Annotated in this window: 30 protein-coding genes and 1 pseudogene; 17 read left to right on the top strand and 14 right to left on the bottom strand. The window is 71.0% G+C overall.

Translation table 11 applies throughout. The features are described from left to right. Positions 1-81: 81 nt before the first annotated feature. Positions 82-744, bottom strand: coding sequence for a maleylpyruvate isomerase family mycothiol-dependent enzyme (locus tag Sru02f_RS21175; protein WP_109032463.1), 663 nt, complete (start codon positions 742-744; stop codon positions 82-84). Between the two features lie 165 nt (positions 745-909). Here Sru02f_RS21175 and Sru02f_RS21170 point away from each other — a divergent pair, with 165 nt between their 5' ends. The 3 genes from Sru02f_RS21170 to Sru02f_RS21160 all read left to right on the top strand — a co-directional run bounded on the left by Sru02f_RS21170 (position 910) and on the right by Sru02f_RS21160 (position 3,055). After that, positions 910-1,455: a GNAT family N-acetyltransferase gene (locus Sru02f_RS21170; RefSeq protein ID WP_174855100.1), complete on the top strand. Its 546-nt coding sequence runs from the start codon at positions 910-912 to the stop codon at positions 1,453-1,455. Positions 1,456-1,521: 66 nt separating this feature from the next. Beyond that, positions 1,522-2,325 (top strand): SAM-dependent methyltransferase, encoded by an 804-nt coding sequence (locus Sru02f_RS21165; RefSeq protein WP_109032464.1) that lies wholly within the window; start codon positions 1,522-1,524, stop codon positions 2,323-2,325. Between the two features lie 274 nt (positions 2,326-2,599). Next, positions 2,600-3,055 carry an SRPBCC family protein gene (locus Sru02f_RS21160; protein WP_011031851.1) on the top strand — a complete coding sequence of 152 codons (456 nt, stop codon included), beginning with the start codon at positions 2,600-2,602 and terminating at the stop codon, positions 3,053-3,055. Positions 3,056-3,107: 52 nt separating this feature from the next. On the opposite strand, the gene Sru02f_RS21155 is transcribed toward Sru02f_RS21160, so the two are convergent. The 3 genes from Sru02f_RS21155 to Sru02f_RS21145 all read right to left on the bottom strand — a co-directional run bounded on the left by Sru02f_RS21155 (position 3,108) and on the right by Sru02f_RS21145 (position 4,757). Then, positions 3,108-3,521: a hypothetical protein gene (locus Sru02f_RS21155; RefSeq protein ID WP_109032465.1), complete on the bottom strand. Its 414-nt coding sequence runs from the start codon at positions 3,519-3,521 to the stop codon at positions 3,108-3,110. A 103-nt stretch (positions 3,522-3,624) separates the two neighbouring features. Then, a complete protein-coding gene (locus Sru02f_RS21150) occupies positions 3,625-4,050 on the bottom strand; it encodes a hypothetical protein (protein ID WP_109032466.1) in 426 nt (141 codons plus the stop codon). Positions 4,051-4,100: 50 nt separating this feature from the next. Next, positions 4,101-4,757 carry a TetR/AcrR family transcriptional regulator gene (locus Sru02f_RS21145; protein ID WP_109032467.1) on the bottom strand — a complete coding sequence of 219 codons (657 nt, stop codon included), beginning with the start codon at positions 4,755-4,757 and terminating at the stop codon, positions 4,101-4,103. Positions 4,758-4,907: 150 nt separating this feature from the next. Here Sru02f_RS21145 and Sru02f_RS21140 point away from each other — a divergent pair, with 150 nt between their 5' ends. The 3 genes from Sru02f_RS21140 (at position 4,908) to Sru02f_RS21130 (ending at position 7,471) form a co-directional block, all read left to right on the top strand. After that, on the top strand, positions 4,908-5,918 hold the full coding sequence (locus Sru02f_RS21140; RefSeq protein WP_164275631.1) for a hypothetical protein: 1,011 nt from the start codon (positions 4,908-4,910) through the stop codon (positions 5,916-5,918). Positions 5,919-5,960: 42 nt separating this feature from the next. Continuing rightward, positions 5,961-6,722, top strand: coding sequence for a maleylpyruvate isomerase family mycothiol-dependent enzyme (locus Sru02f_RS21135; RefSeq protein ID WP_109032468.1), 762 nt, complete (start codon positions 5,961-5,963; stop codon positions 6,720-6,722). 164 nt (positions 6,723-6,886) lie between these two features. After that, a complete protein-coding gene (locus Sru02f_RS21130; protein WP_109032469.1) occupies positions 6,887-7,471 on the top strand; it encodes a DinB family protein in 585 nt (194 codons plus the stop codon). A 470-nt stretch (positions 7,472-7,941) separates the two neighbouring features. On the opposite strand, the gene Sru02f_RS21125 is transcribed toward Sru02f_RS21130, so the two are convergent. Then, positions 7,942-9,147, bottom strand: coding sequence for a hypothetical protein (locus Sru02f_RS21125; RefSeq protein ID WP_244941859.1), 1,206 nt, complete (start codon positions 9,145-9,147; stop codon positions 7,942-7,944). A 214-nt stretch (positions 9,148-9,361) separates the two neighbouring features. Continuing rightward, complete coding sequence (locus Sru02f_RS21120) at positions 9,362-10,783, bottom strand: transcriptional regulator (RefSeq protein WP_109032470.1); 1,422 nt, start codon at positions 10,781-10,783, stop codon at positions 9,362-9,364. Positions 10,784-10,960: 177 nt separating this feature from the next. Here Sru02f_RS21120 and Sru02f_RS21115 point away from each other — a divergent pair, with 177 nt between their 5' ends. The 3 genes from Sru02f_RS21115 (at position 10,961) to Sru02f_RS21105 (ending at position 12,972) form a co-directional block, all read left to right on the top strand. After that, positions 10,961-11,602, top strand: a complete 642-nt coding sequence (locus tag Sru02f_RS21115; protein WP_109032471.1) for a hypothetical protein — start codon at positions 10,961-10,963, stop codon at positions 11,600-11,602. Between the two features lie 276 nt (positions 11,603-11,878). Then, the gene (locus tag Sru02f_RS21110; protein ID WP_174855101.1) at positions 11,879-12,082 is read left to right on the top strand and encodes a hypothetical protein; all 204 of its coding nucleotides are present in this window, start codon (positions 11,879-11,881) and stop codon (positions 12,080-12,082) included. Between the two features lie 233 nt (positions 12,083-12,315). Next, the gene (locus tag Sru02f_RS21105; protein ID WP_109032472.1) at positions 12,316-12,972 is read left to right on the top strand and encodes a hydrolase; all 657 of its coding nucleotides are present in this window, start codon (positions 12,316-12,318) and stop codon (positions 12,970-12,972) included. A gap of 133 nt (positions 12,973-13,105) precedes the next feature. Here Sru02f_RS21105 and Sru02f_RS21100 read toward each other — a convergent pair whose 3' ends face one another. Then, positions 13,106-13,573, bottom strand: a complete 468-nt coding sequence (locus Sru02f_RS21100) for a MarR family winged helix-turn-helix transcriptional regulator (protein ID WP_109032473.1) — start codon at positions 13,571-13,573, stop codon at positions 13,106-13,108. Positions 13,574-13,730: 157 nt separating this feature from the next. On the opposite strand from Sru02f_RS21100, the gene Sru02f_RS21095 reads away from it, so the two are divergent. The 5 genes from Sru02f_RS21095 to Sru02f_RS21075 all read left to right on the top strand — a co-directional run bounded on the left by Sru02f_RS21095 (position 13,731) and on the right by Sru02f_RS21075 (position 17,387). Further along, positions 13,731-14,039, top strand: coding sequence for a GNAT family N-acetyltransferase (locus Sru02f_RS21095; protein WP_109032474.1), 309 nt, complete (start codon positions 13,731-13,733; stop codon positions 14,037-14,039). Positions 14,040-14,146: 107 nt separating this feature from the next. Beyond that, entirely contained in the window at positions 14,147-15,142 is a 996-nt protein-coding gene (locus Sru02f_RS21090) for a pirin family protein (RefSeq protein ID WP_109032577.1), read from the top strand. Positions 15,143-15,176: 34 nt separating this feature from the next. Beyond that, positions 15,177-15,515 carry a GNAT family N-acetyltransferase gene (locus Sru02f_RS21085; protein WP_109032475.1) on the top strand — a complete coding sequence of 113 codons (339 nt, stop codon included), beginning with the start codon at positions 15,177-15,179 and terminating at the stop codon, positions 15,513-15,515. A gap of 199 nt (positions 15,516-15,714) precedes the next feature. Next, the gene (locus Sru02f_RS21080; protein WP_109032476.1) at positions 15,715-16,266 is read left to right on the top strand and encodes a YciI family protein; all 552 of its coding nucleotides are present in this window, start codon (positions 15,715-15,717) and stop codon (positions 16,264-16,266) included. A 269-nt stretch (positions 16,267-16,535) separates the two neighbouring features. Continuing rightward, positions 16,536-17,387 (top strand): methyltransferase domain-containing protein, encoded by an 852-nt coding sequence (locus Sru02f_RS21075; RefSeq protein WP_167469576.1) that lies wholly within the window; start codon positions 16,536-16,538, stop codon positions 17,385-17,387. Between the two features lie 312 nt (positions 17,388-17,699). On the opposite strand, the gene Sru02f_RS21070 is transcribed toward Sru02f_RS21075, so the two are convergent. Continuing rightward, positions 17,700-18,626: a LysR family transcriptional regulator gene (locus Sru02f_RS21070; RefSeq protein ID WP_109032477.1), complete on the bottom strand. Its 927-nt coding sequence runs from the start codon at positions 18,624-18,626 to the stop codon at positions 17,700-17,702. Positions 18,627-18,783: 157 nt separating this feature from the next. On the opposite strand from Sru02f_RS21070, the gene Sru02f_RS21065 reads away from it, so the two are divergent. Then, the gene (locus Sru02f_RS21065; protein ID WP_109032478.1) at positions 18,784-19,527 is read left to right on the top strand and encodes an SDR family oxidoreductase; all 744 of its coding nucleotides are present in this window, start codon (positions 18,784-18,786) and stop codon (positions 19,525-19,527) included. 479 nt (positions 19,528-20,006) lie between these two features. Then, positions 20,007-20,240: a hypothetical protein gene (locus Sru02f_RS21060; RefSeq protein WP_109032479.1), complete on the top strand. Its 234-nt coding sequence runs from the start codon at positions 20,007-20,009 to the stop codon at positions 20,238-20,240. A 118-nt stretch (positions 20,241-20,358) separates the two neighbouring features. Here the strand turns inward: Sru02f_RS21060 and Sru02f_RS21055 are convergent, their stop codons facing one another. The 4 genes and pseudogenes from Sru02f_RS21055 to Sru02f_RS21040 form a co-directional block, all read right to left on the bottom strand. Next, positions 20,359-20,652, bottom strand: a complete 294-nt coding sequence (locus Sru02f_RS21055) for a DUF1330 domain-containing protein (RefSeq protein WP_109032480.1) — start codon at positions 20,650-20,652, stop codon at positions 20,359-20,361. Positions 20,653-20,686: 34 nt separating this feature from the next. Beyond that, a complete protein-coding gene (locus tag Sru02f_RS21050) occupies positions 20,687-22,120 on the bottom strand; it encodes an MFS transporter (RefSeq protein WP_109032481.1) in 1,434 nt (477 codons plus the stop codon). Further along, complete coding sequence (locus Sru02f_RS21045) at positions 22,117-22,575, bottom strand: MarR family winged helix-turn-helix transcriptional regulator (protein WP_167469577.1); 459 nt, start codon at positions 22,573-22,575, stop codon at positions 22,117-22,119. The genes Sru02f_RS21050 and Sru02f_RS21045 overlap by 4 nt, the downstream gene beginning before the upstream one ends. An 86-nt stretch (positions 22,576-22,661) precedes the next feature. Continuing rightward, a pseudogene (locus tag Sru02f_RS21040) lies at positions 22,662-23,582 on the bottom strand (zinc-binding dehydrogenase); the annotation flags it as partial. A 4-nt stretch (positions 23,583-23,586) separates the two neighbouring features. Here Sru02f_RS21040 and Sru02f_RS21035 point away from each other — a divergent pair. Continuing rightward, the gene (locus Sru02f_RS21035) at positions 23,587-24,432 is read left to right on the top strand and encodes a helix-turn-helix domain-containing protein (protein WP_109032484.1); all 846 of its coding nucleotides are present in this window, start codon (positions 23,587-23,589) and stop codon (positions 24,430-24,432) included. Here the strand turns inward: Sru02f_RS21035 and Sru02f_RS21030 are convergent. Together Sru02f_RS21030 and Sru02f_RS21025 are read right to left on the bottom strand one after the other, a co-directional pair. Beyond that, entirely contained in the window at positions 24,414-25,502 is a 1,089-nt protein-coding gene (locus Sru02f_RS21030; RefSeq protein WP_244941861.1) for a sensor histidine kinase, read from the bottom strand. The two genes, Sru02f_RS21035 and Sru02f_RS21030, sit on opposite strands and share 19 nt — an antisense overlap. Positions 25,503-25,564: 62 nt before the next feature. Then, on the bottom strand, positions 25,565-26,302 hold the full coding sequence (locus tag Sru02f_RS21025) for a response regulator transcription factor (protein WP_109032486.1): 738 nt from the start codon (positions 26,300-26,302) through the stop codon (positions 25,565-25,567). Positions 26,303-26,369 lie beyond the last annotated feature (67 nt).

The following is a 26,369-nucleotide window of genomic DNA, read 5'->3' as shown; positions in this document are numbered from 1 at the left end:
TAGGAGCACGCCCGCCCGGACACCCGGGCCGAACGGCAACCCCGGGCCGTGACGATCGTCGGGGTTGACAACTCGTCGCGGTCAGAGGCTCATACGGCTCCGGAGGAGTTCCACGCCGTCGCCTTCGAGGTCGTCGCAGTAGGTCGCGCGCCCCGTCATGGCCATCACCAGGGCCAGGGTGCGGCCGGACACGAGAGGTCCGGAACCGGTCGCGAACGGGCCGTCGTCCGCCACGAGTCTCAGCCCGCCGATGCGTCCCTTGGCAACGACGACGAGGTCGGAGCCCCGGTAGTACTCGGCCGCCTCGGTGACGACACCGATCGGGTGGTCGCGGCGGATGCCCAGCGGGCGCCGGATGTCCTCTCCGTGCACGATGGTCTCGCCCAGCATGGCGATCGCGGGCAGCGGAGGTTTGGTCGTGCTCGGGACGACGCGCCGGAAACGTTCAAGGGTCTCGCCCGGGGTCGCGCCGAGCTGCTCGGCCAGCCGCACGGCCACCTGCTTGTCGAAGTCGAACCGGCACCGGATCACACCCGCCAGCCAGCGCACGGTGTTGAGACTCGCGCCCGCCGTCAGGTGCGCCAGCACCTCCCGCACCGACAGACCGGCGCAGAGCGACGGCACGGACCACTGCTCGTCCGTCAGGTCTGCGAGATCGGCCGCCAGCGCCGCTCGTTCGGTGTGGATCGCGGGCCAGACCCCGGTCTCGCGATGAGGGTCTGCCGTCAGTGCCGGATCGGTCATGTGGCCTGGACTCCTGTCAAGGTCGCTGTCTGTGTGCCCCCGGCCCGACCAGTGAGCGTCCGGGGAGGGCGTTCCCGAAGGAGACTCCCGGTCCGGTGCAAAGTCATCGCCCCTGAGCGATCTCTTCTCGGCAACACGGGAACCAGGACTTGTTAGTCTGCGCGCATGTCAGACCTGGGCCCCGTCGCGTGGCCGCCGGTGGCGATCAGAACCGCGAGACTCGTGCTCCGGGGGTCCGGAGCCGCGGACCGCGCGGCGTTCGTCGAACTGCTGGCGTCGCCCGAGGTGCACACCTACCTCGGCGGCCCCCGCCCCCGTGCGGAACTGGAGCGTGAGCTGCCCGGGACCCCCGAGCGATGGCCCGGGAGCTTCGTCGTCGACCTCGACGGGGAGATGATCGGGCAGGTCCTGCTCAGGCGAACACGGGAGCACTGCTGCCCCGTTGCGGTGGGAAAGGTCGATCTCGGCTACCTGTTCCTGCCGCGGGCGTGGGGACTCGGGTACGCCGCCGAGGCGTGCGCGGCGGCACTGGACTGGCTCGACGGCGTCCTTCCCGGCGAGCCGGTGGTGCTCAACACGCAGACCGCCAACACCGGCTCGATGCGCCTGGCGGCGAAGCTGGGTTTCACCGAGGTGGAGCGGTTCCGGGCCTGGGACGCCGAGCAGTGGCTGGGCCTACGGCCCCCGCCCACCCCGTCGCCGTCCTGCTGAGCCGGGCGGCACCGGGAAGTTCGGTACTTCCCTCCCACCCGTACGCTGTTGTGTGAAGCTTTGCCCATGACTGATCCGCGTGAAGAAGTCGGGGCGCGACTCCAGACCGATCGGCCGCACTCCGCCCGGGTCTGGAACTACCTGCTGGGAGGCAAGGACAACTATCCGGTCGACAGCGCGGCCGGTGACGTCATCCTGACGACGTTTCCGGAGTTCGCCGCCGTCGCCCGCCTGCAACGCCGGTTCCTGGCACGCGCGGTACGTTTCCTGGCCGGCGAGGCCGGTGTCCGCCAGTTCCTCGACATCGGCACCGGACTGCCCACCGCGGACAACACGCACGAGCTGGCCCAGCGCATCGCACCGGAGAGCCGCATCGTGTACGTGGACAACGACCCCCTCGTCCTCACCCATGCCAGGGCGCTGCTCACCAGCACGCCGGAGGGTGCCTGCGCCTACGTCGACGCCGACGTCAGGGACCCCGAGCGGATCCTGGCCGAAGCCGCCAGAACCCTGGACCTCAGCCGCCCCGTCGCGCTGACCACCCTGGGGATCATGGGGCAGATCTCCGACGCCGAGCGTCCCGCGGAGCTGCTGGACACACTGATGGCGGCGCTGCCCCGGGGCAGCTATCTGGCCCTGAGCGACGGCACCGACAACAACGAGGCACTGAACAGGGCGGTCCAGGTCTACAACGGCCAGTCGGCCAACACCTACCACCTGCGCTCCCCGCAGGAGATCGCCGCCTTCTTCACCGGACTGGACCTGGTGGCCCCGGGGGTCGTCGCCACGGCTTCCTGGCGCCCGGACGCGGGCAGGCCCGAAGAGCCCACGGCCGACGTGTCCGTCTGCGGGGTCGCGGTCAAGAACTGACGCATCGTGCCGCCGGCCGGAACGCGTTCCGGCTGGCCGCCGACCGGCCGGACTCGGCCATCGGCCCCGACCGGGAAAGCTCGCCGGCCGCAGCCGCCGGCGGGCGCCTCGCCCGGACGGGCCCATGCGTCGGCGCGTTCCCCTGGGCCACCGGAGCGCCGGGCTAGTGTCGACGGGCGCGCGCCGCAGACCGCGGATCACTCGTGCCCCCGCCCCGTCACCCCGTCACCCCGTCGCCCCGTCGTCGCCGTCGTCCCGAGGGAGCGTGTTCAGCTTGGCCCGGAACCGCCGTCTGATCCTGAGTACCCCGTCCGAGGTCTGGAGCCTGCTGTCCGACGGACACCGCTACGGGGAATGGGTGACCGGAACCCAGCGGGTGCTCGCCGCGGACCCCCACTGGCCCCAGGTGGGCGCCCGGTTGCGCGTCCGGGTCGGGGCCGGCCCGCTGGTCCTCGACGACACCTGCGTCGTCCGCATCTGCGAACCCGAACGCCGCCTGGAACTGGAGGCGCAGGCCGAACCGTTCGGCGCGGCCCGCATCGCCATGAAGCTGGTGCCCTGGGGCGACGCCACGCTCTTCGTACTCGACTGGCACGCCTTGCGGGGCCCGGGCATCCGAATGCACGGACTGCCCGTGGACTACCTGGTCGAGGTCCGCAACGGCATGATGCTGACCAAGCTGGCCCGGATCGCGGTCCGGGAGCACGACCGCACCCTTCAGCGGGGCTGACGGAGCGGACGGCACGATCCCGACAGAGGTTCGCGGTGGCGTGCGGGCCGGGTCACATGTAGATCGTGGCGAGGTAGATCTCGTCCACTCCGGTGATCCCCTTGATCCCGTCCGTGCCGGCCGAGGGGTCGACGTCGAACTCGATGTCGTCGTCTCCCCAGCCGGCCGTCGCGACGGTCGAGACCTTGACACCGGAGGTCGTCTTCCAGCCGATCTCCCACATCACGAGAACGGCGCCGAACGCGGTGCAGTGGAGGTCGCCGTAGGCCCGGGCGGAGCCGTCCTCGTTGACGCACACGGTGATCGTTCCGTAGCCCTTGCTCACCTCCTTGGTCTCGGTGACACAGCCGGGTGCCGCCGACGCGGTGGCGCCCGGCGCGGTGACCGCCGAGGCGGCGGGTGCGGCGGCGACGGACACGCCGCCGAGGAGAACTGCGGAAAGCAGGGCCGAGGCGAGCTTCTTCACGGGATGCCTTTCACCGAACACGACAGGGTCACCGCGAAGCTAGCGGCGAGCGTTATCGTCGGAATATCCAGAGATGCACACGGCAGATGCCGATCGCACCCACTCAGCCGGCCGAAGGCCCCCGAGCCGCCTCGCGGGCTTCGGCGAGAGCGCGCGGCCTGAGGCCGCCGCCGAACAACTGCATCGTGGTGGCGGCCAGGATGTCGTCCCTGCCGACGGTCCGTCCGTCCCCGTGCGGCTGGACAGGGCCCACCTCCAGCTCGACGTTCCGGTCGATCGCCGAGAGAAGGTCCCCGGGAATCAGCTTCTTCCGGCCCGCCGCTGCCGCCCCGGTCCTCGCGCCCTGGACGATCTCCGTCAGCACCGTCCGTGTCACCGACCCGGCGGCCCACGCGGCCGACCGGGAGACGTGCATCGGGGTCACGGCCCCGAACACCGCTTTGACGAGGGAGGGCTTGAACGGCGAGCCACTCGTGACCGAGGCGGTCTGCCGACCGCTGCGCCCGGGGCCCGCGTGCTGGGTGGTCATCCCCGAGCCGCGCGGCAGTTGAGGGGGCGGATGTCCCAGCCGCGTCGGTGTCACCGCTGCCCACCTTGCTCCGCGGCGTCGAACGCGGGCGCGAGCGGGGCCAGCGCCGTGCGGAGCTGGTCCGCCAGTGAACCGGAGGGCACGAGCAGTCCTCCGGCGGGGAGACTCCCGGCGGTCTCCGCGCTCCCGGCAGGCCGCAGCCAGCCTTCCAGTGCGATGCGCACCGCCGCGGTCACGCTTGCAGCGAGGACGCGGGCCGGGTGGGCTTCGGCGTCTCCCAGGCGTTCGGCGATCACCGCTGTGAGTGGGAGCTCGATGCCGGCCGTGGTGTCGAGGAACGCGTCGCGCAGCGCGGTCCGGGTGGTGATCAGCAGCAGCGCCCGCTGTTCACGCTCACCGGTGTTCGTGTACTGCTCGACCACTGCTTCGGTGACGGCGTCGGCCAGGCGTACTCCCGCGGGCCGGGCCGCGACCGCCGCGGCGATGCGCGCCTCCCGGTCCGCGGTGACGGCGGAGACGATGGCCTGCTCGCGGCTGGCGAAGTAGTTGTTGTAGGTGCGCGACGAGACCCCGGCCGCCTCCGCGATGTCCTCGACCCGCACCTGGTCCGGTCCGCGCTCCACGGCCAGGCGCAGCGCCGCTTCGCGCAGCGCCTCGCGCGTGGCCCGCTTCTTCCGCTCCCGCAGCCCTGGTGGTGGTGTCGTCACGGTGTCAGCTTTCCACGCGCGACTGCGTGCCCGCAAACTTGCGTGCCCGCAAATCTGCTCCAGTGCAAACTTGCGTGCACGCATTTTCCCTGTCAGTCTCGACCCGCCGAGACCGACGGAGAGGACAGCGGCACCATGCGAGCAAGAGGAATGACCTACGACACCGGATTCGTCGTGCACGGCCAGACGTCCCGCGAGCACTTCGATCCCGCGGTGGTCCGGCGCGAACTCGCCGTCATCCGCGACGACCTGCACTGCAACGCGGTCCAGATCATCGGCGGCGACCCGGACCGCCTGGAGCTGGCCGCCGGTGCCGCCGCCGAGCTCGGCCTGGAGGTCTGGTTCTCGCCCTACCCGCTGGAACTGGACCCCGAGCCGATCCTCACGCTCTTCCGCGACTGTGCCGAGCGAGCGGAACGGCTCCGGCAGCGGGGAGCCACCGTCGTGTTCGTCGCAGGGGTCGAACTGAGCGTGATGAACCGCGGGTTCCTGTCGGGGGACAGCCCCGAGGAGCGGGTCGAGCAGCTGATGCGCCGGCCCGAGCGGCGAGCCGAAGCGATGGGCGAGCTCGGCGTGCGCGTCAACGCGTTCCTCCGCGAGGCCGCGGCCACGGTCCGCGAGCGCTTCCGGGGCAGGCTCACCTACGCGGCCATCCAGTTCGAGCAGATCGACTGGACCCCCTTCGACATGGTGACGTACGAACTGATCCGCTCCGCGGAGGTCGCCGACCGGTTCCGGGACGCGGTGCGCACCTTGGCGCAGGGGCCGAAGCCGCTCGCCGTCACCGGGTTCGGCACCGCCGCCTACCGCGGCGCGGGGGACCGTGGCGGTCGGGTGCTGGAAGTGGTCGAGCACGACCCGGCGACCAGGGCCCCGGTACGGCTGACCGGCGTGTACGAGCGTGACGAGGCCGGCCAGGCCGCGTATCTGAGCGAACTGCTGGAGATCTTCGAGACCGAGGGAGTGGACAGCGCGTTCGTGTTCCTGTTCGCCCTGCCCGGCTACCCGCACCGCCCGGACGGCGACCCCAGGGACGACCTGGACCGGGCCGGCCTGGGCATCGTCAAACTCCTCGAAGGACGCCGGGGGCAGACCTACCCCGACATGGAATGGGAGCCCAAGGCCGCCTTCACGGCCGTCGCGCAGCGGTACGGGCGGTGAAATCCGGTGCGGTCGGGTGATCCGGGGTGATAGGCAGGCGATGTGACAGACAGTCTTGAGTACGCAGCCCTGCTGCAACTGATCGACGAGCGGTCGGCCGCGTTCCGGAGTGCGGTTGCCGCCGGGGCGAGCCTCGACGCGCCGGTGCCGTCCTGCCCCGGGTGGACGTTGTTCGATCTGGTGCGGCACCTCGGTACCGGCCAGCGCTGGTGGGCCGCGATCGTCGCCGCGGGCCCGGCCGAGGCTCCGCCGGCCAAGAACGCCGCGGAGGTGCCGCGCGAGCCCGAGGCGCTGCTGGCCTGGTACTCCGAGTCGAACGAGCTGCTGCTGAGCGCGCTGCGCGAGGCCGGCCCGGAGCGCGAGTGCTGGACCTGGTGGAGCGCCGGCCTGTCGCCGGCGAATGCCTGGGGTGTCGCACGGCGCCGGGTGCACGAGGTGCTGGTGCACACCTACGACGCCCAGCTCGCCGCGTGCGCCGTGCAGCCGATGCCGCCCGACATTGCGATCGACGGCGTGGCCGAGTTCCTCGACACCTGCAACTCCACCCCGGCCGCCTGGCCGCACGAGGCCGCCACCATCCACTACCACGCCACCGAGGGCCGCTCCTGGCTCCTCGAGCTCGACGGCACCGGCGCCTGGCCCGCACCCCTCACGGACGACGCCGCGATCCCCTCCGCTTCGGCCACGGGCACGGCCGAGCAACTGCTCCTCTTCGTCTGGGGCCGCCTCACGCTGAGCGACCTGAAGACCGAGGGCGACCGGCAGGTGTTCGAGCGGCTGATCGCCTGGGAGCCCGAGGAGTAGCCGGTCAGAACCGCCGGCGCGATGGCCCTGGCGGGCGGTGCGGCGGTGCTCACCGCCGGCTGGTGCCGCACCTGGACTCCTGCGCGGCCACTGTCACGGGCCGGGGCGCCGGGCCGCGTACGGGATCTGGAGAACACGAACAGCCCATGGAAGGCTCATGACGCATGATCGATGAATTCGCGAAGCACACCCTGCACGGGAGACTGCGGCGGGACCGCGAGGCGCTGCTGTGGAAACTCGACGGCCTGTCCGAGTACGACGCCCGCAGACCCCTGACGGCGACCGGAACCAACCTCCTCGGCCTGGTCAAACACGTCGCCACCGTCGAGGCCAGGTACTTCGGCGAGGTCTTCGGCCGCCCCTCCCCGGAACCGCTGTGCCGATGGCAGGACTCCGACGGCAGCGATCAGTGGGCGGCCGCGGACGAGACCCGCGATCAGATCACCGGGTTCTACCGGCGCACGTGGCAGCACTCGGACGCGACGATCGACGAGCTTCCCCTCGACGCCCCCGGCCACGTGCCGTGGTGGCCGCAGCCCTGGTCCGACACGAACCTGTTCGCCGTCATCGTCCACGTCCTCGGCGAGTCCGTCCGGCACACCGGGCACGCCGACATCCTGCGCGAGGGCCTCGACGGCCGGACCGGGCTGCGCGCCGAACACGAGGAGCAGATCGACGAGGAAGCCCGCGCCGCCCACCGCGCGCGGATCGAACAGGCCGCCAGCTCGGCCGCCACACTCAAGGCCTGACGCCGCCCCGCCACCGCGCACCGCAGTCGGACTACCAGGGGACCTCTCGCCCCAGGCGGGTCAGAGTGAGCGTCAGGCAGCCGATCCACTCACCGTCGTCGGGATACTCCCAATTGCCGTCGTCGGCCAGCAGCGCGGGCAGCTCATCTCGCGCGATGGGCCGGCCGGCCCTGGAAGCCGCTGCTTCCGTCGGGCGCGGTCCAGGGGGTGGCCCGGCAGACGTCGATCCACCCTCTGTCGACGAGCGGAAGCAGGAGGGCGGCCAGCTCCGCACCGGGTGCGTCCCTGTACGGACCGTCCAGGTCGCCGCGTACGCCCGGGAGGATGTGATCTCGAATGCGTTGAGCATGAAGGCACGCTGAGGCGGCGACAAGGTCTGTGAGGGACTCATCCCGAGATAGTCGCATCCGCTCGAAGGCAAGGCCGCACGGTGGGCGGCGGACGATCGTGATGCCTGACCGGGGACGGCGTCACGGGTGGGTACGCAGCAATGCGGCGATGCCCTCCCGGTTCTCCGGCAGCCCGGCCGCGCGGAACCACAACCAGTTGCCGCCGATGCTGCCCGTGGCCTCGTCGGTGTCCACGAACGCCCGCAGCAGCGCGCGTTGGGCCGAGGTGAGCGAGTGCGTCGGGTCGTAGCCATCGGGGAAGGCTCTGAACAGGATCGGCCCGCTTTCGTGGTCGACGACGGATTTGTGGCCGGCGGCCACTATGGCGATGGTCACCGGTGCCACCTCCTCGAACGACACGGCCAGATCGAGCGCGGAACGCAGCACGGTGAACCGGAGCCTCCCGTCGACCCCGGGCAGCGGCTCGGGGAACCATCTGTCTGTTGTGCGGGGGTCCCGCAGCGCGTCGAGGAGCACGGCGAGGGCACGGGGCCGGTCGACTCGGACGGGACCGAGCGCGGCGCAGACCCGTACGGCCGGGTCGGAGTCGGAGAGCAAAACGGAGGTGTCCATTCCCCAAAGGCTCAGCGCCCGCGCCACGGCGGCTCGTTCCCGTCGGCCCGTCATGGTGCCCAGCCGGTCCCGGAGCAGTGCGGCGGCGCGCGGTACCCGGTCGGCGAGGGCCGGGGCCGAAAGGAGCGGCAGCGCGACGCCGAGCGCGGACTCGCAGATGTGGGGGTCGCGGGAGGAGAGGAACGGCTCGACGGCGTCGTACAGGGTGGGACGGATGTCCCGGCACGCTTGCAGTGCGGCGAGCTCGTCGGGGTCACGCTTGCCCCGCGTGTCCTCGTGCCAGGGCTGCCACTCCCAGTTTGCCCGGTCCCGCGCCGGATCCTCCCCGTAGGCAGCCGACTGGGCCACCTGGCCCAGCCAGTCGAGCAGGGCGGCCCGCAAGGTGCGCGGCGGCCCGTCGTCCCACGGGAGGTGCCCCTCGTGCTCGGCGAGGCACAGGGGATGGTCGAGGATCGCGGCGACGAACAGGGCCGCGGGCGCGGTGACCGTGTACAGAGAGCCCTGATGCAGCACGCCCATGTCCAACACGGCCAGCGCCTGGGATCGCATCCCGGCATCCTCGTCCAGGAGGGAGCACAGGGCGACGGGTATGTCCTCGCCGGAGCCGTAGGCGTGCCGGTGGGCAGCCCAGTCCGTCTCCAACAGCAGTTCTCGAGCCGATGCAGGCAACCCGCTGAGGATCCGCGTCATGCGGTCACGCTCGCTGTTCGTCATGCACGCACCCTGCCAGGACCCACTGACAACACCCCCTTTTCACAAGCCCACTGGACAGAGCCGGCACTCACCGCGGAGGTGGCCGACGGCGGCAGCCGGAACACCGAGTGACGACAGCCTCCACATCCGTACGAGCGCACCGGCGGGCGGCCCGGCAGGGCTGCTCCAACCCGCTGGCATCGGCGACGCCTTGTTCCTCGATCTGCCGTGTCCTCTAGCTGTAGGGCCCCCACGTACGGCCCAGGGTGTCGTACATGTACCGCGGCAGGCCCTCGATGGCGGTGGTGCGGAACGGGCGGCCGTCGTCGTCGATGCGCACGGTGCCCGTGCGGCCCTGGGAGGACCAGTCCAGCTCCAGGTACCAGCGGCAGTCGCACGCGCCGGTCGTGGCCGTGACCAGCAGGACCTCGGGGTCCTTTGCCGAGACGCGGTAGGGCATGCGCACGGCCGGGATCGGCGTGCCGGAGTCGTTCCCGGCGACCGCGCGGGCGATGGGCCGGTCCTTGTCCAGGTCCACGGCGAAGGACCGGGGAGTGATCGAGCCGCCGCAGCCCTGGTCCATGGCGTAGGCGTTGCCCTCGACCGGAGCCGCACGGCCGGTCACACGCACGCGCAGAGCCTCCAGTACGACGGCGGTGTCGCTGCGCCCCTGCACCGACAGCTGCACGAGCGTCTCTTTGCCGTGCACCGCGTTCTGTGTCGCCGCCCAGGGTGCCGCGTCCTGCGGAGCAGGGGGAGGGGGTACCTGGCCGGGTGGCTTGGCGATGACGTAGTCGTGGCCGCAGCCGAGTTTCCAGGCCTGGGAGTTGACGGACCAGGTGAGCGGCAGCCCGGCCGGCTGTTCGCCGGGGGACGGGGCGGTCGTCGTGCCGTGCGGGCGGGAGGTGCCTGGCTGCTGTTTCGGGGCGGCGGGGCCGCGCGGCTGCTCGGAGGTCTCGGCAGTGGGGGAGTCGCTCGGACTGGGTGACGCGTCCCGAGGCTCGGACGCTCTGGCCTTGGCCGTGCCGGACGCCGTCGGATCGGAGACGTGTGCGGGACCGTCGGCGGACGCCCGTTGCCTGTCCGGCAGTGCGGACAGGGCTCCGAGCGTTGCGAGTACGGCACACACGCAGGCCGTCCCCGCCACGAGCGGCCTACGGCGGTACCAGGGGCGGCGCGGGGGCCGGGGTGCGGGGGCCGTTTCGGCGGACGGGGTGGCGGTGGCTTTCGGCGGGGCGTCCGTGTCCGTGCCGCCGGCGGTCTCCTGATCCGTGTCGGAGTCGGCGGCGCCGGGCGCACCCCGCCCCGGTTCCGCCGTGCGGGGCCGGTGGCGGGCCGCTACGGCCAGCAGCCAACGGCGGTGGAGTTCGAGGCGTTGGCCCGGGGTCGCCCCGCACAGGGCGGCGAAGCGCTCCACGGGGGCGAAGTCGAGCGGCACCGTGTCACCGGCGCAGTAGCGGTGCAGCGTCGAGGTGTTCATGCCCAGACGGCGTGCCAGCGAGCCGTAGCTGCGGTCCGTGTGCTCCTTGAGCTCCGTCAGCAGCGCCGCGAACTCGGCGACCGCGTCCGTGCTGTCGCTGTCGTGCTGTGTCGGCACCGGTCTCCCTGTCCTCGTGCGGCCCCTGTCCAGCCCGGGACGGCATCCCAGGCATCCCATGTACCTGCACGTCAGACGGGCTGGGATGGTTCCACCGCGCGGCACGGGCCGTCGGCTGTTGCGCCCGCCCCGTGTGTCCGCCGATGCTCTTGGTGCCGCACCGACCAGGCCGGGGCCCACCCGGCAGGCCTTCCGCGGCACCCACGTTCCATGCTTCCGTCCACGGGGGGAACAGCCATGTCCCTGCACCGCCCAGCAAGCGCGCTCCGCGCACTCACCGTCGCCGCCCTCGCGGTGGGCGCGGTCCTGTCGGCACCGGCGGCCGGCGCCACTCCGCAGGAGGCCGCGACCGCGCGGTCCGCCACGCCCACGTTCCTGTCGGCGTCCCAGCTGCCGCCGCACCCGACGTCGTCCTGGACGGCCGGGCCGGTCACCGACGGCTTCCCGGACGAACTCGGCCTGTGCGTGAGCACGGAGGGCGTGCCCGGCTACGACTACCGGCACCGCCGGTTCTGGACCGACCTGGACGCCGGCGCCGTGCAGTTGACCGTCGTCGCGGGCACATCCGCCCAGGCCAAGGCACTGGCGCAGCACTACGACGACCTGATCCGCACCTGCGCCGACCGCGTCGAGGAGTCCTCGCCCGACGTCGAGGCCGAGGGCCGCGACTACGGCACCGTGCCGGTCGAGGAGGGTGCCCGCGTCCGGGGCCTGCACACCGAGACGACCTGGGGCGCCACTGACATCGCTCTGCTGTCGGTCGGACGGGACGGCAGGACCGTCACCGTCGCGAAATGGGGACAGATGGGCGGCTTCCGGGATGCGCCGGTGGCCGCCTTCAAGAAGACCACGCGCACGGCCGTCAACAAGCTGTACTGACCGGGCGGCCACCCGTAAAAGCCGGGGCCGTCCTCCCGCCACGGGGGTCGGGAGGACGGCCCCGTACCGGTCGGCTGCCGGGCCGTGCGCTGCGCCGGACTCCCTGGTACCGGTGAGCTTGGCGAGCTGCATCGCGAAGACGCCCACACCACCGGCTCCGCCCCCGATCAGAACGGAGTCTCCGCTCTTCACGCCGGCTGCCGCCGGCGCTGCGGAGGCTGTCGGTCCCGCGACCGCGAGAATGGCGGCCACCCCGTCGCCGATCTCTTCCGGAGTGTGCCGGAGGATGTCGGCCCCGCCAGGGTCGACGACCAGGAGATCGGCAGCCGAGCGTCCCGTGGCGCCCCCGTGGACACGGTCGCCGACGGCGAAGTCGCCAACGCCCTCGCCCACCTCGTCAGCGACCACGGCCCCGCCGAGATCCTGGTGATCCTCGACCACAACGGCGAACGCAGCCACCTCTCGCCCCACCCCTGCTGATCCGGCTGCCAACCGGTTCGACCGTCCAGAGGAGCGTGTCTGTCCGGTTCGTTCGAGTACCCAGGATCGGCCATGGTTGACCTGTCAACCAGCTGCCTCTAGCGTAGGTGACGCGTCAACCAAGAGGTGTGTGGCCACCGGCCCGGCCATCCCGTATGTGCCTCACTCGGGGCATCGAGATGTCGGTGTACTGCCGGAGACCCGCGGACGCGAAGTGCCCGAAGGGGAATCCTGTGAGTACTGGGGACAAGGCCGGACTCGGCGCGCTGCTGACGCCCGAGGAGAGTGTGCTCGCCCTCATCGACCACCAGCCGTTCCAGGTCGCCAACCTGCACAGCCACGAACCCACGATGGTCGTCAACAACGCTGTCGGGCTTGCCAAGGCCGCCAAGGTGTTCGACGTCCCGACCATTCTGACCACCGTCCTGGAGGAGCGCGGCGGCCTCATCCTCCCCGGGCTGCAGGAAGTGTTTCCGGAGCAGAAGCCGATCAACAGGACCTTCATCAACACCTGGCAGGACGAGCGTGTCGTGGACGCCGTCAAGGCGACGGGACGTAAGAAGCTGATCATTGCCGGCCTCTGGACGGAGATCTGCGTGGCCATGCCGGCGATACAGGCGGTGGGGGAGGGCTTCGAGGTCTTCGTCGTCACCGACGCGTCGGGCGGTGTCTCGAGGGAGGCCCACGACATGGCGGTGCAGCGCATGATCCAGGCCGGCGTGGTCCCGATCACCTGGATGGCCGTGCTGGGGGAGTGGCAGCGCGACTGGGCCCGCGAGAAGACCGTGGCGGGCGTCGCCGAGGTCCAGGCGCAGCACGGCGGCGCCAGCGGTGTGGTCTTCGCCTGGGAGATGCAGCTCCTGGCCACGCCCACCGGAAGCGAGGCCTGACAGCTGCGCCGGGGCGGCCGAGCGGGCTGCCCCCCGGCCGTCGTCGTCTCCAGCTCAAGTGCGGCCGACCGGCGGGGGCTTGCTCCCTGGGCGCCGAAGGCTGACGGGTCAACCACGCCGGCGCAGGTTCCGGTCAGTCCGGTTGCTTCTCCATGTGGTCCAGCACGCGCTGGGAGAGCCGGCCCAGCGTGTTGAGCTGGTTCGGGGTGAGGGCGTCGACGAAGAGGCGGCGGACGTGCTCGACGTGCAGCGGCGCGGCCTCCTCGATCGCCTCGTAGCCGGCCGGGGTGGCGACGATGAACGCTCCGCGCCCGTCGTCGGGGCACTCCTCCCTGGCCACGAGCCCGCGTTTCGCCATCCGCGTCACCTGGTGGGACATCCGGCTCTTCTCCCACTCGACGAGCTTGGCCAGATCCAGGAACCGCATCCGGCCGTTGCCCCTCTCGGTGAGGCTGACGAGAACGACGTAGTCGGCCGCCGACAGTCCGGAGTCGACCTGGACGCGCCGGGACAGTCGTCCGATGAGTTTCTCCTGCATACGGATGAAGCTGTCCCAGGCGGCCTTCTGCTCCGGGTCGAGCCAGCGCGGCTGTGCGTCCATGACGGCAGTCTAACGAAATCGTTGACAGCTCATCTACCAGCGGGCGCCGACGGTGCGACCTCACCGCCGCCGCTCCTGCCCCTGCCGCGCAGGTAAGTTGATGCGTCAACCTCGTGGGGTTAGGGTGACGCTCTGACCCATGGGATGAGGAGGACACATGACGGTCGAAGTCAGCGACGTGCCCGAGGCGAAGCGCTACGAGGCCCGTGTCGACGGGGAGTCCAAGGTGGCGGGCGTCGCGGAGTACATCCGTACGGCGGAACTCGTGGCGTTCGTGCACACCGAGGTCGAGCCCGAGTACGAGGGTGCGGGAGTCGGGTCCGCGCTGGTCCGAGCGGCCCTTGACGAGGCTCGCGCCGCGAATCTCCGGGTGCTGGCCACCTGTCCCTTCTTCGCGGGCTGGATCAGCCGCCATCCCGAATACCAGGACCTGCTGTACCAGTCCCGCAGCAGGGTCAGCGACTGAGATCGCCGTGCCGCCGGGCGGCTGACCGTACGCGGAGGCCCGGACCCGGCCTGCCTCCATGACATCAGGGTTGACGTGACAACTGGAATACTGAGGAGGTGCTCTCCGTGAACAGTCCGGAAGGCGATGTGGAGACTCTGCGCCGCGGTGCCGACCCGCTCGCCGAAGGCGACCGGCCGGCCGGTGCTCCCCGGGTCGAGGTCCTGTCGGCGCGTGAAGTTCCGCTCGGCGGCCCCCGTGCGATGCGTGTGCGCCGGACGCTGCCCCAGCGGGCGCGCACACTCATCGGGGCCTGGTGCTTCGCCGATCACTACGGCCCGCTCGAGGTCGCCACGTCGGGCGGCATGGTCATGTCTCCGCATCCGCACACCGGTCTGCAGACGGTGAGTTGGCTGTTCGGCGGAGAGATCGAGCATCGCGACACCCTCGGCACCCACGCGTTGATCCGGCCCGGCGAGATGAACCTCATGACGGGTGGGCACGGCATCGCCCACTCGGAGGTCTCCACCCCGCGCACCACCGTCCTGCACGGCGTTCAGTTGTGGGTCGCCCTGCCAGAGGAACACCGCCACACCGCCCGGGACTTCCAGCACCACGTGCCCGAAGCGGTACAGGTGGACGGGGCTGAGGTGCGGGTCTTCCTGGGTTCGTTGGCGGGCCGGACCTCCCCGGTCCGGACCTTCACGCCGCTGCTCGGCGCCGAGATCGTCGTCGAACCCCGCGCGACGCTCACCCTCGGTGTGGACGCGGCCTTCGAGCACGGTCTCCTCGTGGACAGCGGGGACGTCCGCCTGATCGACACCGTGCTGAGACCCGCCGAACTCGGCTACGTCCCGAGGGGTGCGGAAACCCTGACGATGGTGAACGAGACCGACGCCCCGGCGCGGACCATCCTCCTCGGAGGGCCTCCCTTCGAAGAGGAGATCGTCATGTGGTGGAACTTCATAGGCCGCAGCCACGAGGACATCGTGAAGGCCCGCGAGGACTGGGAGGCCTCCACCGACCGCTTCGGCACGATCGAGGACTTCCTCGGCGGCCGTCTCCCCACTCCGACCCTGCCGAACGCCGTGATCAGGCCGCGCCGGAACCCGCCGACCCGCTGATGTCCCCATCAACTTCCCTGACGAAAGGCGCACCATGACCGAGTCCTCCACCCCCGCGGTCGTCGAGCGGGCGGACGCCGATCGCCGGTACGAGATCCTGGTCGGCGGGCAACGCGCCGGTCTGACCGCATACCGTGATCTGGGCGCGCAGCGGGTCTTCTTCCACACGGAGATCGACGAGGCGTTCGCCGGCCAGGGGCTGGCCCCGCAACTGGTCCAGCAGGCGCTCGTCGACGTACGTGCATCCGGCATGCGGATCGTTCCGGTCTGCCCCTACGTCGCCAAGTTCCTCAAGCGGCACGACGAGTTCGCGGACATCACCGACCCGGTCACCCCTGAGGTCCTGCGGTGGCTGGAGGCGCAGCTCGGCTGAGTGAGTCCTCTCCTGAGTGCCTGGGGGGAATCTCGACGCTCGTCGCCGCGGGCCCGGCCGCCCACGTGGCCGGGCCCGGTCGTTGCGATGCGGGGCACGCCCCAACCTCGGAGAGACTCCGCGTCGACCGGAAGAGGCCGAGCAGCGATCGCCATGAAATCCGCTCGACCTGCTCCTCTCCCACAAGAGATCTTTGGGCATGGAGTTCCTCTGCTACCACCGCGACCGGCCCGCCTCCCTGTCACTGCGCTACGAACTCGGGGAAGCGCATTGGTCGTACATGGACCAGTACGCGAAGGAGATGATCGCCCGGGGCCCGACTTTCGACGACGACGGCGAGACACTCACCGGAAGCGTGCACATCCTCGACCTGCCCGATCCTGCCGCCGCCCGCACCTTCGCCTTCGACGAGCCGAACTACCAGGCCGGCGCCTACCGGGACGTGCTGCTACGACGGTGGCGCAACACGCTGGGACGCACCATGTGGGAGTTCCCCGGCGGCCGGACCGGCGGCAACCGGTACCTGGTACTCGGCCTCGGCGCCGGAGAGGCCGCCGACCTCGAAGTGCCGCCGGACCGGAACGAGCTGATCGCCTACGGACCGCTGCTGTCCGACAACGGCGCGACCTGGCTGGGCACCGCGGCGCTGGTCCGAGCGCCCGGCCCGGACACGGCACGCGCCATCCTGACCCCGGACCGGTACGCCGACATCGAGGTGCACAACTGGCAGTTCGGCGGGCGCCCGTCCTAGGTCATGCCCCTCCCAACTCCTCCTGGGCGGGCACGGAGACATGAAGCAGCGCCGATGCTCGTAGACTCGTGACGTGGCATTCATGAGCACCCCGCACTGCTGCTTCCTGTGACCGGAAGGCGCTGAGGGCGACGCCGGACGGCGTCGCCCTCCTCGGCGTGCCTGCTGCGCGAACCACGTTCCCGACGCTGCCCCTTCCTTCCCGAGGCAGTGAGGTACGGAGCGCGCGTGCAGGCACGGGTCTCTTCCCTTCGGTCCAGGAGTGCCTCGTGCCCGTGTCGTTCCCCCCTGCCCTCGAACTGTCCCTCGACCTGCTGCGCTGTCCGACCTGCCGCACGCGCCGTCTGAGCCCCGGCCCCGGCGCGCTGCACTGCCCCGTGGGCCACACCTTCGACCTCGCTCGCCACGGCTACGCCAGTCTGCTGACGGGCACCCGCGCCACCAGCGGCGATGACGCGGACATGGTCCGGTCGCGGGACCGCTTCCTGTCCACCGGCGCCTACGCCCCCATCAGGCAGGCCGGGGCCCGCCTGGCGACCGGCCCCGTGTCCGAGCGGGTCACGGTCGTGGACGTGGGCTGCGGCACGGGCTACTACTTGGCCGGCGTGCTCGACCAGTTGCCCGGCGCCCGTGGCCTGGGACTGGACACCTCGGTGCGTGCGCTGCGCTCGGCAGCCCGTGCCCACGACCGAGCCGCCGCGGTCGCCTGGGACGTCTTCCGCCCCTTCCCGCTGGCCGACGGGACGGTCGATGTCGTGCTGGACGTGTTCGCGCCGCGCAACCCGGCCGAGTTCCACCGCGTACTGCGCCCGACCGGTCGGCTGATCGTCGTCCGTCCCACCGGGCGGCACCTGGCCGAGTTGCGGGGCCAGGTGCCGAGGATGGTCGTGATCGACCCGGCCAAGGAACAGCGCCTGCACCGGGCGCTCGATCCCTTCTTCGAGCCCATGGTCACTCACCGGGTGGAGTACTCCGTTTCCCTGAACCGGCTGGACGTCCTGGACCTGGTGGCGATGACGCCGAGTGCACGCCACGTGAGCCGTGCGGACCTGGACGATGAGGGACTTCTGCCCGATCGGGTCACCGTCTCCGTGCTGGCCACCGCCTACCGGCCCCGGTGACCTGTGCCCGTCGCGCGGAGGTCGGCGGCGGGTGAGTACGCCCAGGGGGCGCGCTGTCCGCCGGCAGCGCGCCGGCCGTCCTCATGTCCACCCACGAGCCGCAGCGTCGGCTCACCGCGCACGGCACGATCGTCGCGGCCGCACGTCCCGGAATGTCGAGCACCGAGCCGACCCGCGACACCCCCGCGACCCTTCGGCTCCCGCCGCGGCCGCTACCTCCAGCGCGGAGTCGTACGAGGTAGCCGTCCAGCAGCGGCTTTGGGCCGCTTCCGGAGACCTCACCGGGGTGAAGTCCCCGAGGACCGGGCGACGTCAAACCTTGCGTACGAGAAGGTCGTGCGCGGACTCACGGAAGTGGGCGACGAGCGGGTTGGCGTCGGCGAGCCGAGTGGCGACCACCACCTGGCAGGGTTCCACTCCCTCGACCGGAACGGTGGCGAGGTCGTCGCGGAGTGTGCAGCGCCGGTCGTCGGCCGGCACGAGGGCGATGGCCCGGCCGTCGGCGACGACTTCGAGCTTGTCCTCGAAGGTGTCGACGAGCATGGGGCCGAGCGGAGCCGGGCTGCCGTCCGGACGCGGGTCGAGCCGCCAGAACCCGGTCCACAGCGCCGCCATACCGGCGCAGGCCACGAGGGGCTCGTCGGTGAAGTCGTCCGGGGTGACCGACTTCTTGCGGGCGAGACGGTGGAAGGCGGGCACGAGCAGCGCCCGGGGTTCGTCGTAGAGGACGGTCACGTCCAGACCGTCGCTCGGGATCGGCAGCGGCGTGCGCAGGACGAGCGCGTCGACCCGCCCCTCGGGCAGGGCGCGGGCCTCGTCCCAGTCCAGGTGAAGGGTGCGGACGTGGGCGTCGGGGTGACGGCGGCGCAGGCCCCGCACTGCTGGGGTGATGACGAGGTCCTCCACGTATCCGATGGTGACCGTACGCGGCGGCGCGGCGGCGCGTGCACTGAGCACTGCCCGGTGCGCCGCGTGCAGGAGGATCTGCGCCTGCGGGAGGAAGGCCGCGCCGGCGGCGGTGAGGCGACTGCCCTGAGTCGTGCGCTCCAGCAGGCGCACACCGAGGGCGTCCTCCAGCCGCTGGATCTGGCGGCTCAGGGAGGGCTGGGCAACGTGGAGCGCGGCGGCCGCCCGCGCGAAGTTCAGCTGCTCGGCGACGACCGCGAAGTACCGCACCAGTCTCAGGTCCAGGTCAGGGCCGGGGTTGCAGGCGGGCGAGGGGAGGACTTCGTCGGACATACCGGCAGCCTACCCGTCATGCAGATTCTGCATGACGGGGTGCAGAACGGGTCTTGGACGCCTGATCCGGACGGTTGTTGACTCGAACCCGTCCAGCGAGGTCCGACCGCTCGGACGAAAGCCCTACAGCCGTTGCAACAGATGGAGTGTGTCCGAAATGAGCAAGTACGCAGGCAAGCGTGTGGTGATTACCGGAGGCAGCAGCGGTTTTGGACTGGCCACCGCCCAACTGCTCGTGGGCGAAGGGGCACACGTGCTGATCACCGGGCGGAACCAGGCCACTCTGGATGCCGCCCGCGACCGGCTCGGCGAGAAGGCGATCGCGGTCCGCAGCGATGCCGCCTCGCTGCCCGACATCGAGGTCCTGGCCGACCGGGTGAAGGCCGAGTTCGGCACGGTCGACGCCCTGTTCGCCAACGCCGGCGTCAACGGCTTCGCGCCGTTCGAGGCGACCGGGGAAGCGCTCTTCGATGAACTGCTGACCATCAACGCCAAGGGTCCTTACTTCACGGTGCAGAAGCTCGCTCCGCTACTGGCGGAAGGAAGCGGTGTCGTGCTGACCACATCCGTGGCGAACGTGCTGGGGCTCCCGATGCTCAGCGCGTACGCGGCCGGCAAGGCGGCGGTGCGCTCGATGACCCGCAGCCTGGCGCGGGAGCTGCTCACCCGAAGGATCCGGGTCAACGCGGTCAGCCCCGGCCCGATCGACTCCGGAATCCTGGAGAAGTCGATGCCCCGGGAGGCGGCCGAACAGACCAAGGCACAGATGGCGGCCGGCAACCCCATGCTGCGCATGGGCGACCCCACCGAAGTCGCCAGGGCGGTGCTGTTCCTGGCCTTCGACGCCACCTACACCACCGGCGCGGAACTCGCCGTGGACGGCGGCGGCTCCCAGCTCTGACGCTCGGCGCCGGGAAGCGAGGAAGCGAGGAAGCGAGGAAGCGAGGAAGCGAGGAAGCGTCCACGCGTGTACTTCAGGTCGCGGCCGCGTCCTCCTTGTCGGAGTGCGCGATCGCGAGGATGCCGTCGAGACCGAGGTAGCGCCCGATATGCTTCGCGGAAGATCGCTTCCTTCCTCACCGCCAACAAGGCCCTCGACATGTTCCACCGGCGCGGACCAGGAACACTTCCCACCCGCTGCGAGCGGTCATCCACGCCTCGGGAGACTTCGACATGGTGCACGCATTGGCAGTTGGCGCCGTCGTGGCACTCTCTGGGCTTTCCTTCGTCGTGTACGCAGCCCTCCGGGCACTGTCAGACATTTTCGTCGGCAAAGTAAGACTCCGTGCACGGGGGGTGCGTGCCCGAGGAACGTGTGCCGGATATACGAGCGGCCGTTACGGCAATGGTGTCGTTGTCACGTTCGCGGACTCGTCTGGCATGACGAATCAGATGGTCACCAGCGCTTGGGAAGGTGTTTTGCCGGAAAGGGGCAGCGAGATAGGCATCGTCTACTTGCCGCAGAACCCGAAGGTGGCGGGGGTCTGGCCGGTTCGCGCACTCATTCCCAACGCCATCTATATGACAGTGGCGGTCCCGGTGCTTCTGGCGACGGGCACGGCGTGCTTGTTGGCTATGGCCTGGATCGCCAGAACCGTGTGGTTCTCTGGTTGACCTCGATTCCGGGAGAGTTCCTCCACCGCCGCCGGGGTAACGCTGCGGCGTGCCCGCTGCGGGCTCACGTTGATCGACCACCGCCGCCCCTTTGAGAACGATTCCGAATGGGCCTTGGTCAGTCGAGGCCTTCGACGATGCGGAAGTCGCGCTCGACGCCGTCGGAGAGGGCGACCAGCGCCTCCTGATAGGCCGCGCTCTCGTACGCCGCGACGGCCTGCTCGAAGCTGTCGAATTCGACCAGGACGGTGCGCTCGGCGATCCCGGCGTCATGCGCCACGACCCGACCACCACGGACGATGGTCCGGCCGCCCGCGGGCTCGACGGCCAGGCGGGCCAGCTCGTTGTAAGCAGCCAGCTTCTCGGGGTCTGAAATGGTGCGGTAGGAGCTGACCCAGTAGCCCTTGGGCATGGAACCTCCAGAGTCGGGGTGTGTGCGGCTGCACTTACGGGTTGGTCCGGGACGAGCGTCGGCGGGCTAGAGCGAGGCTGGCCAGCGTCGTGATCGCCATGGCGCCGATGCCGACCAGTGCCGCGGTGGTGTAGGCGCTGTCGTCGGGGAAGAGGCGGCCGGGGCCGGTGCCCGCGGCGAGGATCAGGCCGCTGACGGCACTGCCCAGGGAGTACCCGACGCTGCGGACGACGTAGTTGAAGCTCATGGCGCTCGACGTCTCGCTCTTCGGGGTGACGGCCAGGATGACGCCCGGCATCGCGGCCGAGAAGGCGCCGACGCCGAAACCGAGTACGCCCATCGCCGCGAACAGCTCGGGCAACTCCGACCGGGCCGCCGCGAACAGGGCGAACCCGCCGCCGACCACGATGGCGCTGCCGGCCAGGACCAGGGGGTCGGCGATCCGCGTCCGGACCCGCGGTGTGAGCTTGCCGGCGACGAAACCCAGGACCGAGAACGGGATGAGGACCAGCCCGGCGACGAAGGTCGTCAGCCCGAAGCCGTAGCCGGCGCCGGGCGGCGTCTGCGCGTACCGGGTGATGAGCGTGAGGAGGAGGTACATGCCGATCCCGCCGACGAACATGGCGAGGTTCGCCCCGGCGACCGCCGGGTGCCGCACCGCCCGTACATCGACCAGGGGCGTCGTGCTGCGCAGCTCAATGACGGCCCAGACGCAGAGCAGCACCACCGCGACGACGGCGAGGCCCGCCGCCACGGCCGGGTGGCGGCTCCACAGATTCCGTTCGCCGGCGAGGAGCAGCACCAGGCTCAGCGCAGCGGCCAGTACGACCGCGCCCGCCACGTGCACGTGGGCGGAACGGCCTTCGGGGGCTTCGGGTATGGAACGCCACGCGGTCAGGAGGGCGGCGGCAGTGACGGCCAGGCCGAGGCCGTAGGCGGCCCGCACTCCGCCGAGTTCGGCGAGCAGTGCGGCCAGCGGGTAGCCGACACCGGCACCGATGATCGAGACCACCGAGATCAGGGCGATCACGCCCGCGCTGCGCTCCTCGGGGAGGTGGTCCCGGGCCACGCCCATCATCAGCGCCGTCAGCCCGAGCCCGACACCCTGGGCCGCCCTGCCGGCCAGCAGCCACGCGAACGGCAGCGGCAGCACGGTGAGCGCGCTGCCGGTGACGACGACCGCCAGCGTGACGAGGATCGTGGCCCGCCGGTGCGGGCCGGCTCCGAGCCGGCCCAGGACCGGTGTGGCGACGGCTCCGCTGAGCAGCGCGACGGTCAGCGTCCACTGGGCGCTGCCGAGCGAGACGTGGAACGAGGTCGCCACGCTGGTGATCAGCGGCGCCCCGAGGCTGGCGACCGCCGCCACGACCAGTGCGATGAACAGCAGGGCGGGGACCAGCAACCGCGGCTCGGAACGCGCCGGCGGGGCCGCCTTCACCACGACCTCGCCGAGCGGCTGCCCGGTCATCGTTTCGGCCCTTCGCGGTCCTGGCTCTCGAGCTCCGCCAGATGCTTCAGCGCCGGAAGGGCGGCCACCAGCGCCTCGACCTCGTCGCCGGTGAGCTCACCGATCAACCGCTCGAACGCGTGCACGCCCGCCTGGTGCCGCGTCCGCACATACGCGGCGCCGGCCTCGGTCAGACACACCAGCGTGACCCGCTTGTCGGCCGCGTCGCCCCGCCGCTCCACCAGGCCCGACTCCTCCATCACCCGGACCAGGGCGGTCATCGCGGGCTGGGTGACGCCCTCGACCGCGGCCAGATCGGTGATGCGCCGCGGGCCGGTCCGGGCCAGGGTGGCCAAGGTGGCGGCGGACGTCAGGCTCATGTCCCGAGGCAGGCGTCTCGCGGCCCTGGTGGCCAGGCTGTAGAGGGCTGCCCCGATGGCGGAGGACGCGCCGGCAGCGGCGTCTTGACGACTCATGCCCGAAGCATAGCAGTTTTATATAGATAACTTATATAGATGGAGGAGCAGCGTGACGGCCGCTCCTGTCCTCCGGGGGCGTCGGGTCAGGGCTGGACGAGAACCTTGAGGGACCGGCGGTCGGCCATGTCCTGGTAGCCGGCCGGGACACCGCCGAGGTCGGTGGTGGCGTCGAAGACCCGGCCCGGTTCGATGGTGCCGTCGAGAATGGCGGGCATCAGCTCCTCGATGTAGGCGCGGGTGGGGGCCGGCCCGCCGGTCAGGCGGATGTTGCGGCCGAAGAGGCTGCCGAAGCCGACCGGGGCCTGCTCGTACTGCGGGACACCGACCCGGCTGATCACGCCGCCCGGGCGGACGATGCCGACGGCCTGCTCGTAGGCGGGCATCGCGCCCACACACTCGAGAACCACATGGGTGCCCTGGCCGCCGGTCAGGTCACGGACGGCCTCGATGCCGTCCGCGCCGCGTGCCGAGACGACGTCGGTGGCACCGAAGTCCCGGCCGAGATCGGTGCGCGCCTGGTGCCGGCCCATGAGGATGATCCGCTCGGCGCCCAGGAGCCTGGCCGTCAGCACGCCCAGCAGACCGACGGCGCCGTCGCCGATGACGGTGACACTGGTGCGCTGGTCGACCCCGCCCGCGACGGCGGCGTGGTGGCCGGTGCCGAAGACGTCCGAGAGGGTGAGCAGGGAGGGCATGAGGGCGGAGTCGGCGGCGACGGGCAGCTTGACCAGGGTGCCGTCGGCGAGCGGGACGCGGGTCGCTTGGGCCTGGCCGCCTTCCTCGGGCATGCCGTCCCAGAACCCGGCGTGCGGGTGTTCGCAGGAGGTGTGCAGGCCCTCGCGGCAGAAGACACAGGTGTTGTCGGAGATGGCGAACGGCGCGACCACCAGATCGCCCCGCTTGACGGTGCTCACCTCGGATCCGGTGTCCTCGACGATGCCGATGGACTCGTGTCCCATCCGTACCGGACCGTCGGCCGTAGTCATCGAACCGTAGGGCCACAGGTGCCTGCGCCGCGAAGAGGTCGCCGTCCTCGCCGGCGTCAGTACCGAGTGGTACATCCGGCTGGAGAGGGGCCACATCAGCGGCGTCTCCGAAGACGTTCTCGCCGCCGTCGCCGAAGCCCTGAAACTCGACGAGGACGAACGCACCTACCTCTTCGACCTGGCCCGCGCCGCCCAGCCCGCACGCCGCACCCCCGCGCGACGCAAGGACGTCCCCGTCCCGCCCCGGGTTCAGTGGCTGCTGGACTCCATGACGATGTCCTCCGCCTTCGTACGCAACGGCCGCATGGACGTCATCGCCCACAACACACTCGCACGGGCCGTCCACGCGCCCATGTTCGACAGCGCGACCACCAGCGAGTACGGCCGCGCCAACATCGCCCGCTTCCACTTCCTGGACCCCGTCGCCCGGCGCTTCTTCGTCGACTGGTACGCCGCCTGCCACGCCACCGTCGCACTGCTGCGCGCCGAGGCCGGACGAGAGCCCCACGACCGTGCCCTGCGGGAACTCATCGGTGAACTCTCCACACTCAGCCCCGAGTTCCGCAAGCAGTGGGCCGCCCACGACGTCCGTATCCGCCACGACGGCGTCAAGCGGCTGCGCCACCCCGAGGCGGGCGACCTGGAGCTGACGTACCAGTCACTGGATCCGCCCTTGTCCGACCGGGCGATGCACGACCTGACCATCTACACCGCCGAACCCGGCACCCGATCCGAAGAACGGCTCCGACTCCTCGCCAGCTGGACAGCACCCAGCCCGAGGCGCCGACCCCGCGCACCCGGGACACCGGCTGAGCCCACACGGCAGGGAGCTGCGGCGGTCAACCGGGGTCAGGTTGCGGAGCCGTGATCGGCTTCGGGCTCGGGCTCGGGCTCGGGGAAGGCGACGCTGATCCGTGTGCCGTGGTCCAGCCGGCTGTCGAGGTCGATGTGGGCGTGGTGGTGCTCGACGATGGCGGCGGTGATGGCCAGGCCGAGGCCGGTGCCGCCGTGGGTGCGGCTGCGGCCTTCGTCGGCGCGGTAGAAGCGGTCGAAGACATGGCCGACGGCGTGGACGGGGATGCCGGGTCCGCTGTCCTGGACGGCGAGGGTGACCTTGCTGTCGCCGGTGCGCAGTTCGACGGTGCAGGGTGCGGCGGGCGGTGTGTGCATGCGGACGTTGCTCAGGAGATTGGCGAGCAGGCTGCGCAGTTGCGCCTCGTCGCCGAGGACGATGACGCTGTCCTGGACGCGCAGTGTGTAGGAGCGGGCGGGTTCGACGGCCGCGGCGTCGCGGACGGAGTCGGTGACGATGCGGCTGAGGTCGACGGGCTCCAGAGGCGCTTCGCCTTCCTCGTCGAGGCGGGCGAGCATCAGCAGGGCTTCGACGAGTTTGCCCATGCGCCGCACTTCCCCGTGCATGCGGTCGATGGCGTCGTCGACGGAGGCTCTGTCGGGCAGTGCTCCGTGCTGGTAGAGCTCGGTGTAGCCGCGCAGGGCCTGCAGCGGGGTGCGCAGCTCGTGGGAGGCGTCCGCGACGAAGCGGCGCATGCGTTCTTCGGATGCCTCGCGTGCGGCCATGGCGCCTTGGATCTGGTCGAGCATGCCGTTCAGCGCGTGCGCGAGACGGCCGACCTCGGTGGTGGGGGCGGTGTCGGCCGCGGTGATCCGGCGGGTGAGATCGCCGGAGGCGATGGTGTCCGCGGTATCGGCGGCGTGCTCCAGAGGCCGCAGTGCCCGCCGGACCGCCAGGCTGCTGACCACGGCCACCATGCACAGGCCGGCCAGTTCGGTCGCCACGATGACGACCCCGTTGGCCGTAGCGAGCCAGGCCAGGGCGGTGGCGGCGAGGGCGAGTGCGCACAGGGCCGTGACGAGGGCGCCGATCCGGGTGCGCAGCGGCCGCCGCCGCAGAAGCCGCCTGCCCCGCCCCGCGGCCACAGCGGCACGCAGGCGCGCGATCTCCCTGTGAGGGGGAGTGCGGGAGGGTCGGGCCGCAGGGGTCATCGGGGTTCCCGGATGCCGTAGCCGACGCCGCGCTGAGTGTGGATCAGGGCGGGGCCGAGGCTGTCGATCTTGCGGCGCAGGTAACTGATGTACGTGGCGACGACGGTGTCGTCGCCGTTGAAGTCGTAGGACCACACGTGGTCGAGCAACTGAGCGCGGGGGACGACGCGCCCGCGGTGCAGCATGAGGTAGCGCAGCAGGCGGAACTCCGTCGGTGACAGGTCGACGACGCTGCCGGCCCGGCGGACGGTGTAGGTGGCGGAGTCGAGTTCCAGGTCCGCGACGCGCAGGACCGGGTCGGTGCCGGCCCGGGGCCGGGTGCGGCGCAGCACGGCCTGGACACGGGCGGCGACCTCGTCCAGACCGAAGGGCTTGGTGATGTAGTCGTCGCCTCCCGCTGTCAGGCCGTGGACCAGGTCCTTGCGTGTGTCACGGGCGGTGAGGAAGACCACGGCATGCGGCAGGCCGTCCTGGCGCAGACGGTGCATGACCTCGAAGCCGTCTCCGTCGGGCAGCATCACATCCAGCAGGATCAGCTCGGGGAGGAAGTCACGCGCGGCGGCGAGCGCTTCGTGAGCGGTCGTCGCGGTGCGCACGTCGTAGCCGACGAAGCGCAGGAACCGGCTGAGCGTGTCGAGGATCGCCGGTTCGTCGTCGACCACGAGCAGCCTTCCTTCGACAGCCGGGCCGGGAGCACGGCCGGAGTCGGTGTGTGCTGTGGCATCGTCTGGCATCGGGGACTTCGCTTCCTGCTGAGCATCGGTGTTCTGTTCGATCGTGTCCGATCTCCGCTCCGTCTTC

The sequence above is a fragment of the Streptomyces rubrogriseus genome (genome assembly GCF_027947575.1).
GTDB lineage: Bacteria > Actinomycetota > Actinomycetes > Streptomycetales > Streptomycetaceae > Streptomyces > Streptomyces rubrogriseus.
This window is presented reverse-complemented; position numbering and strand designations above follow the sequence as displayed.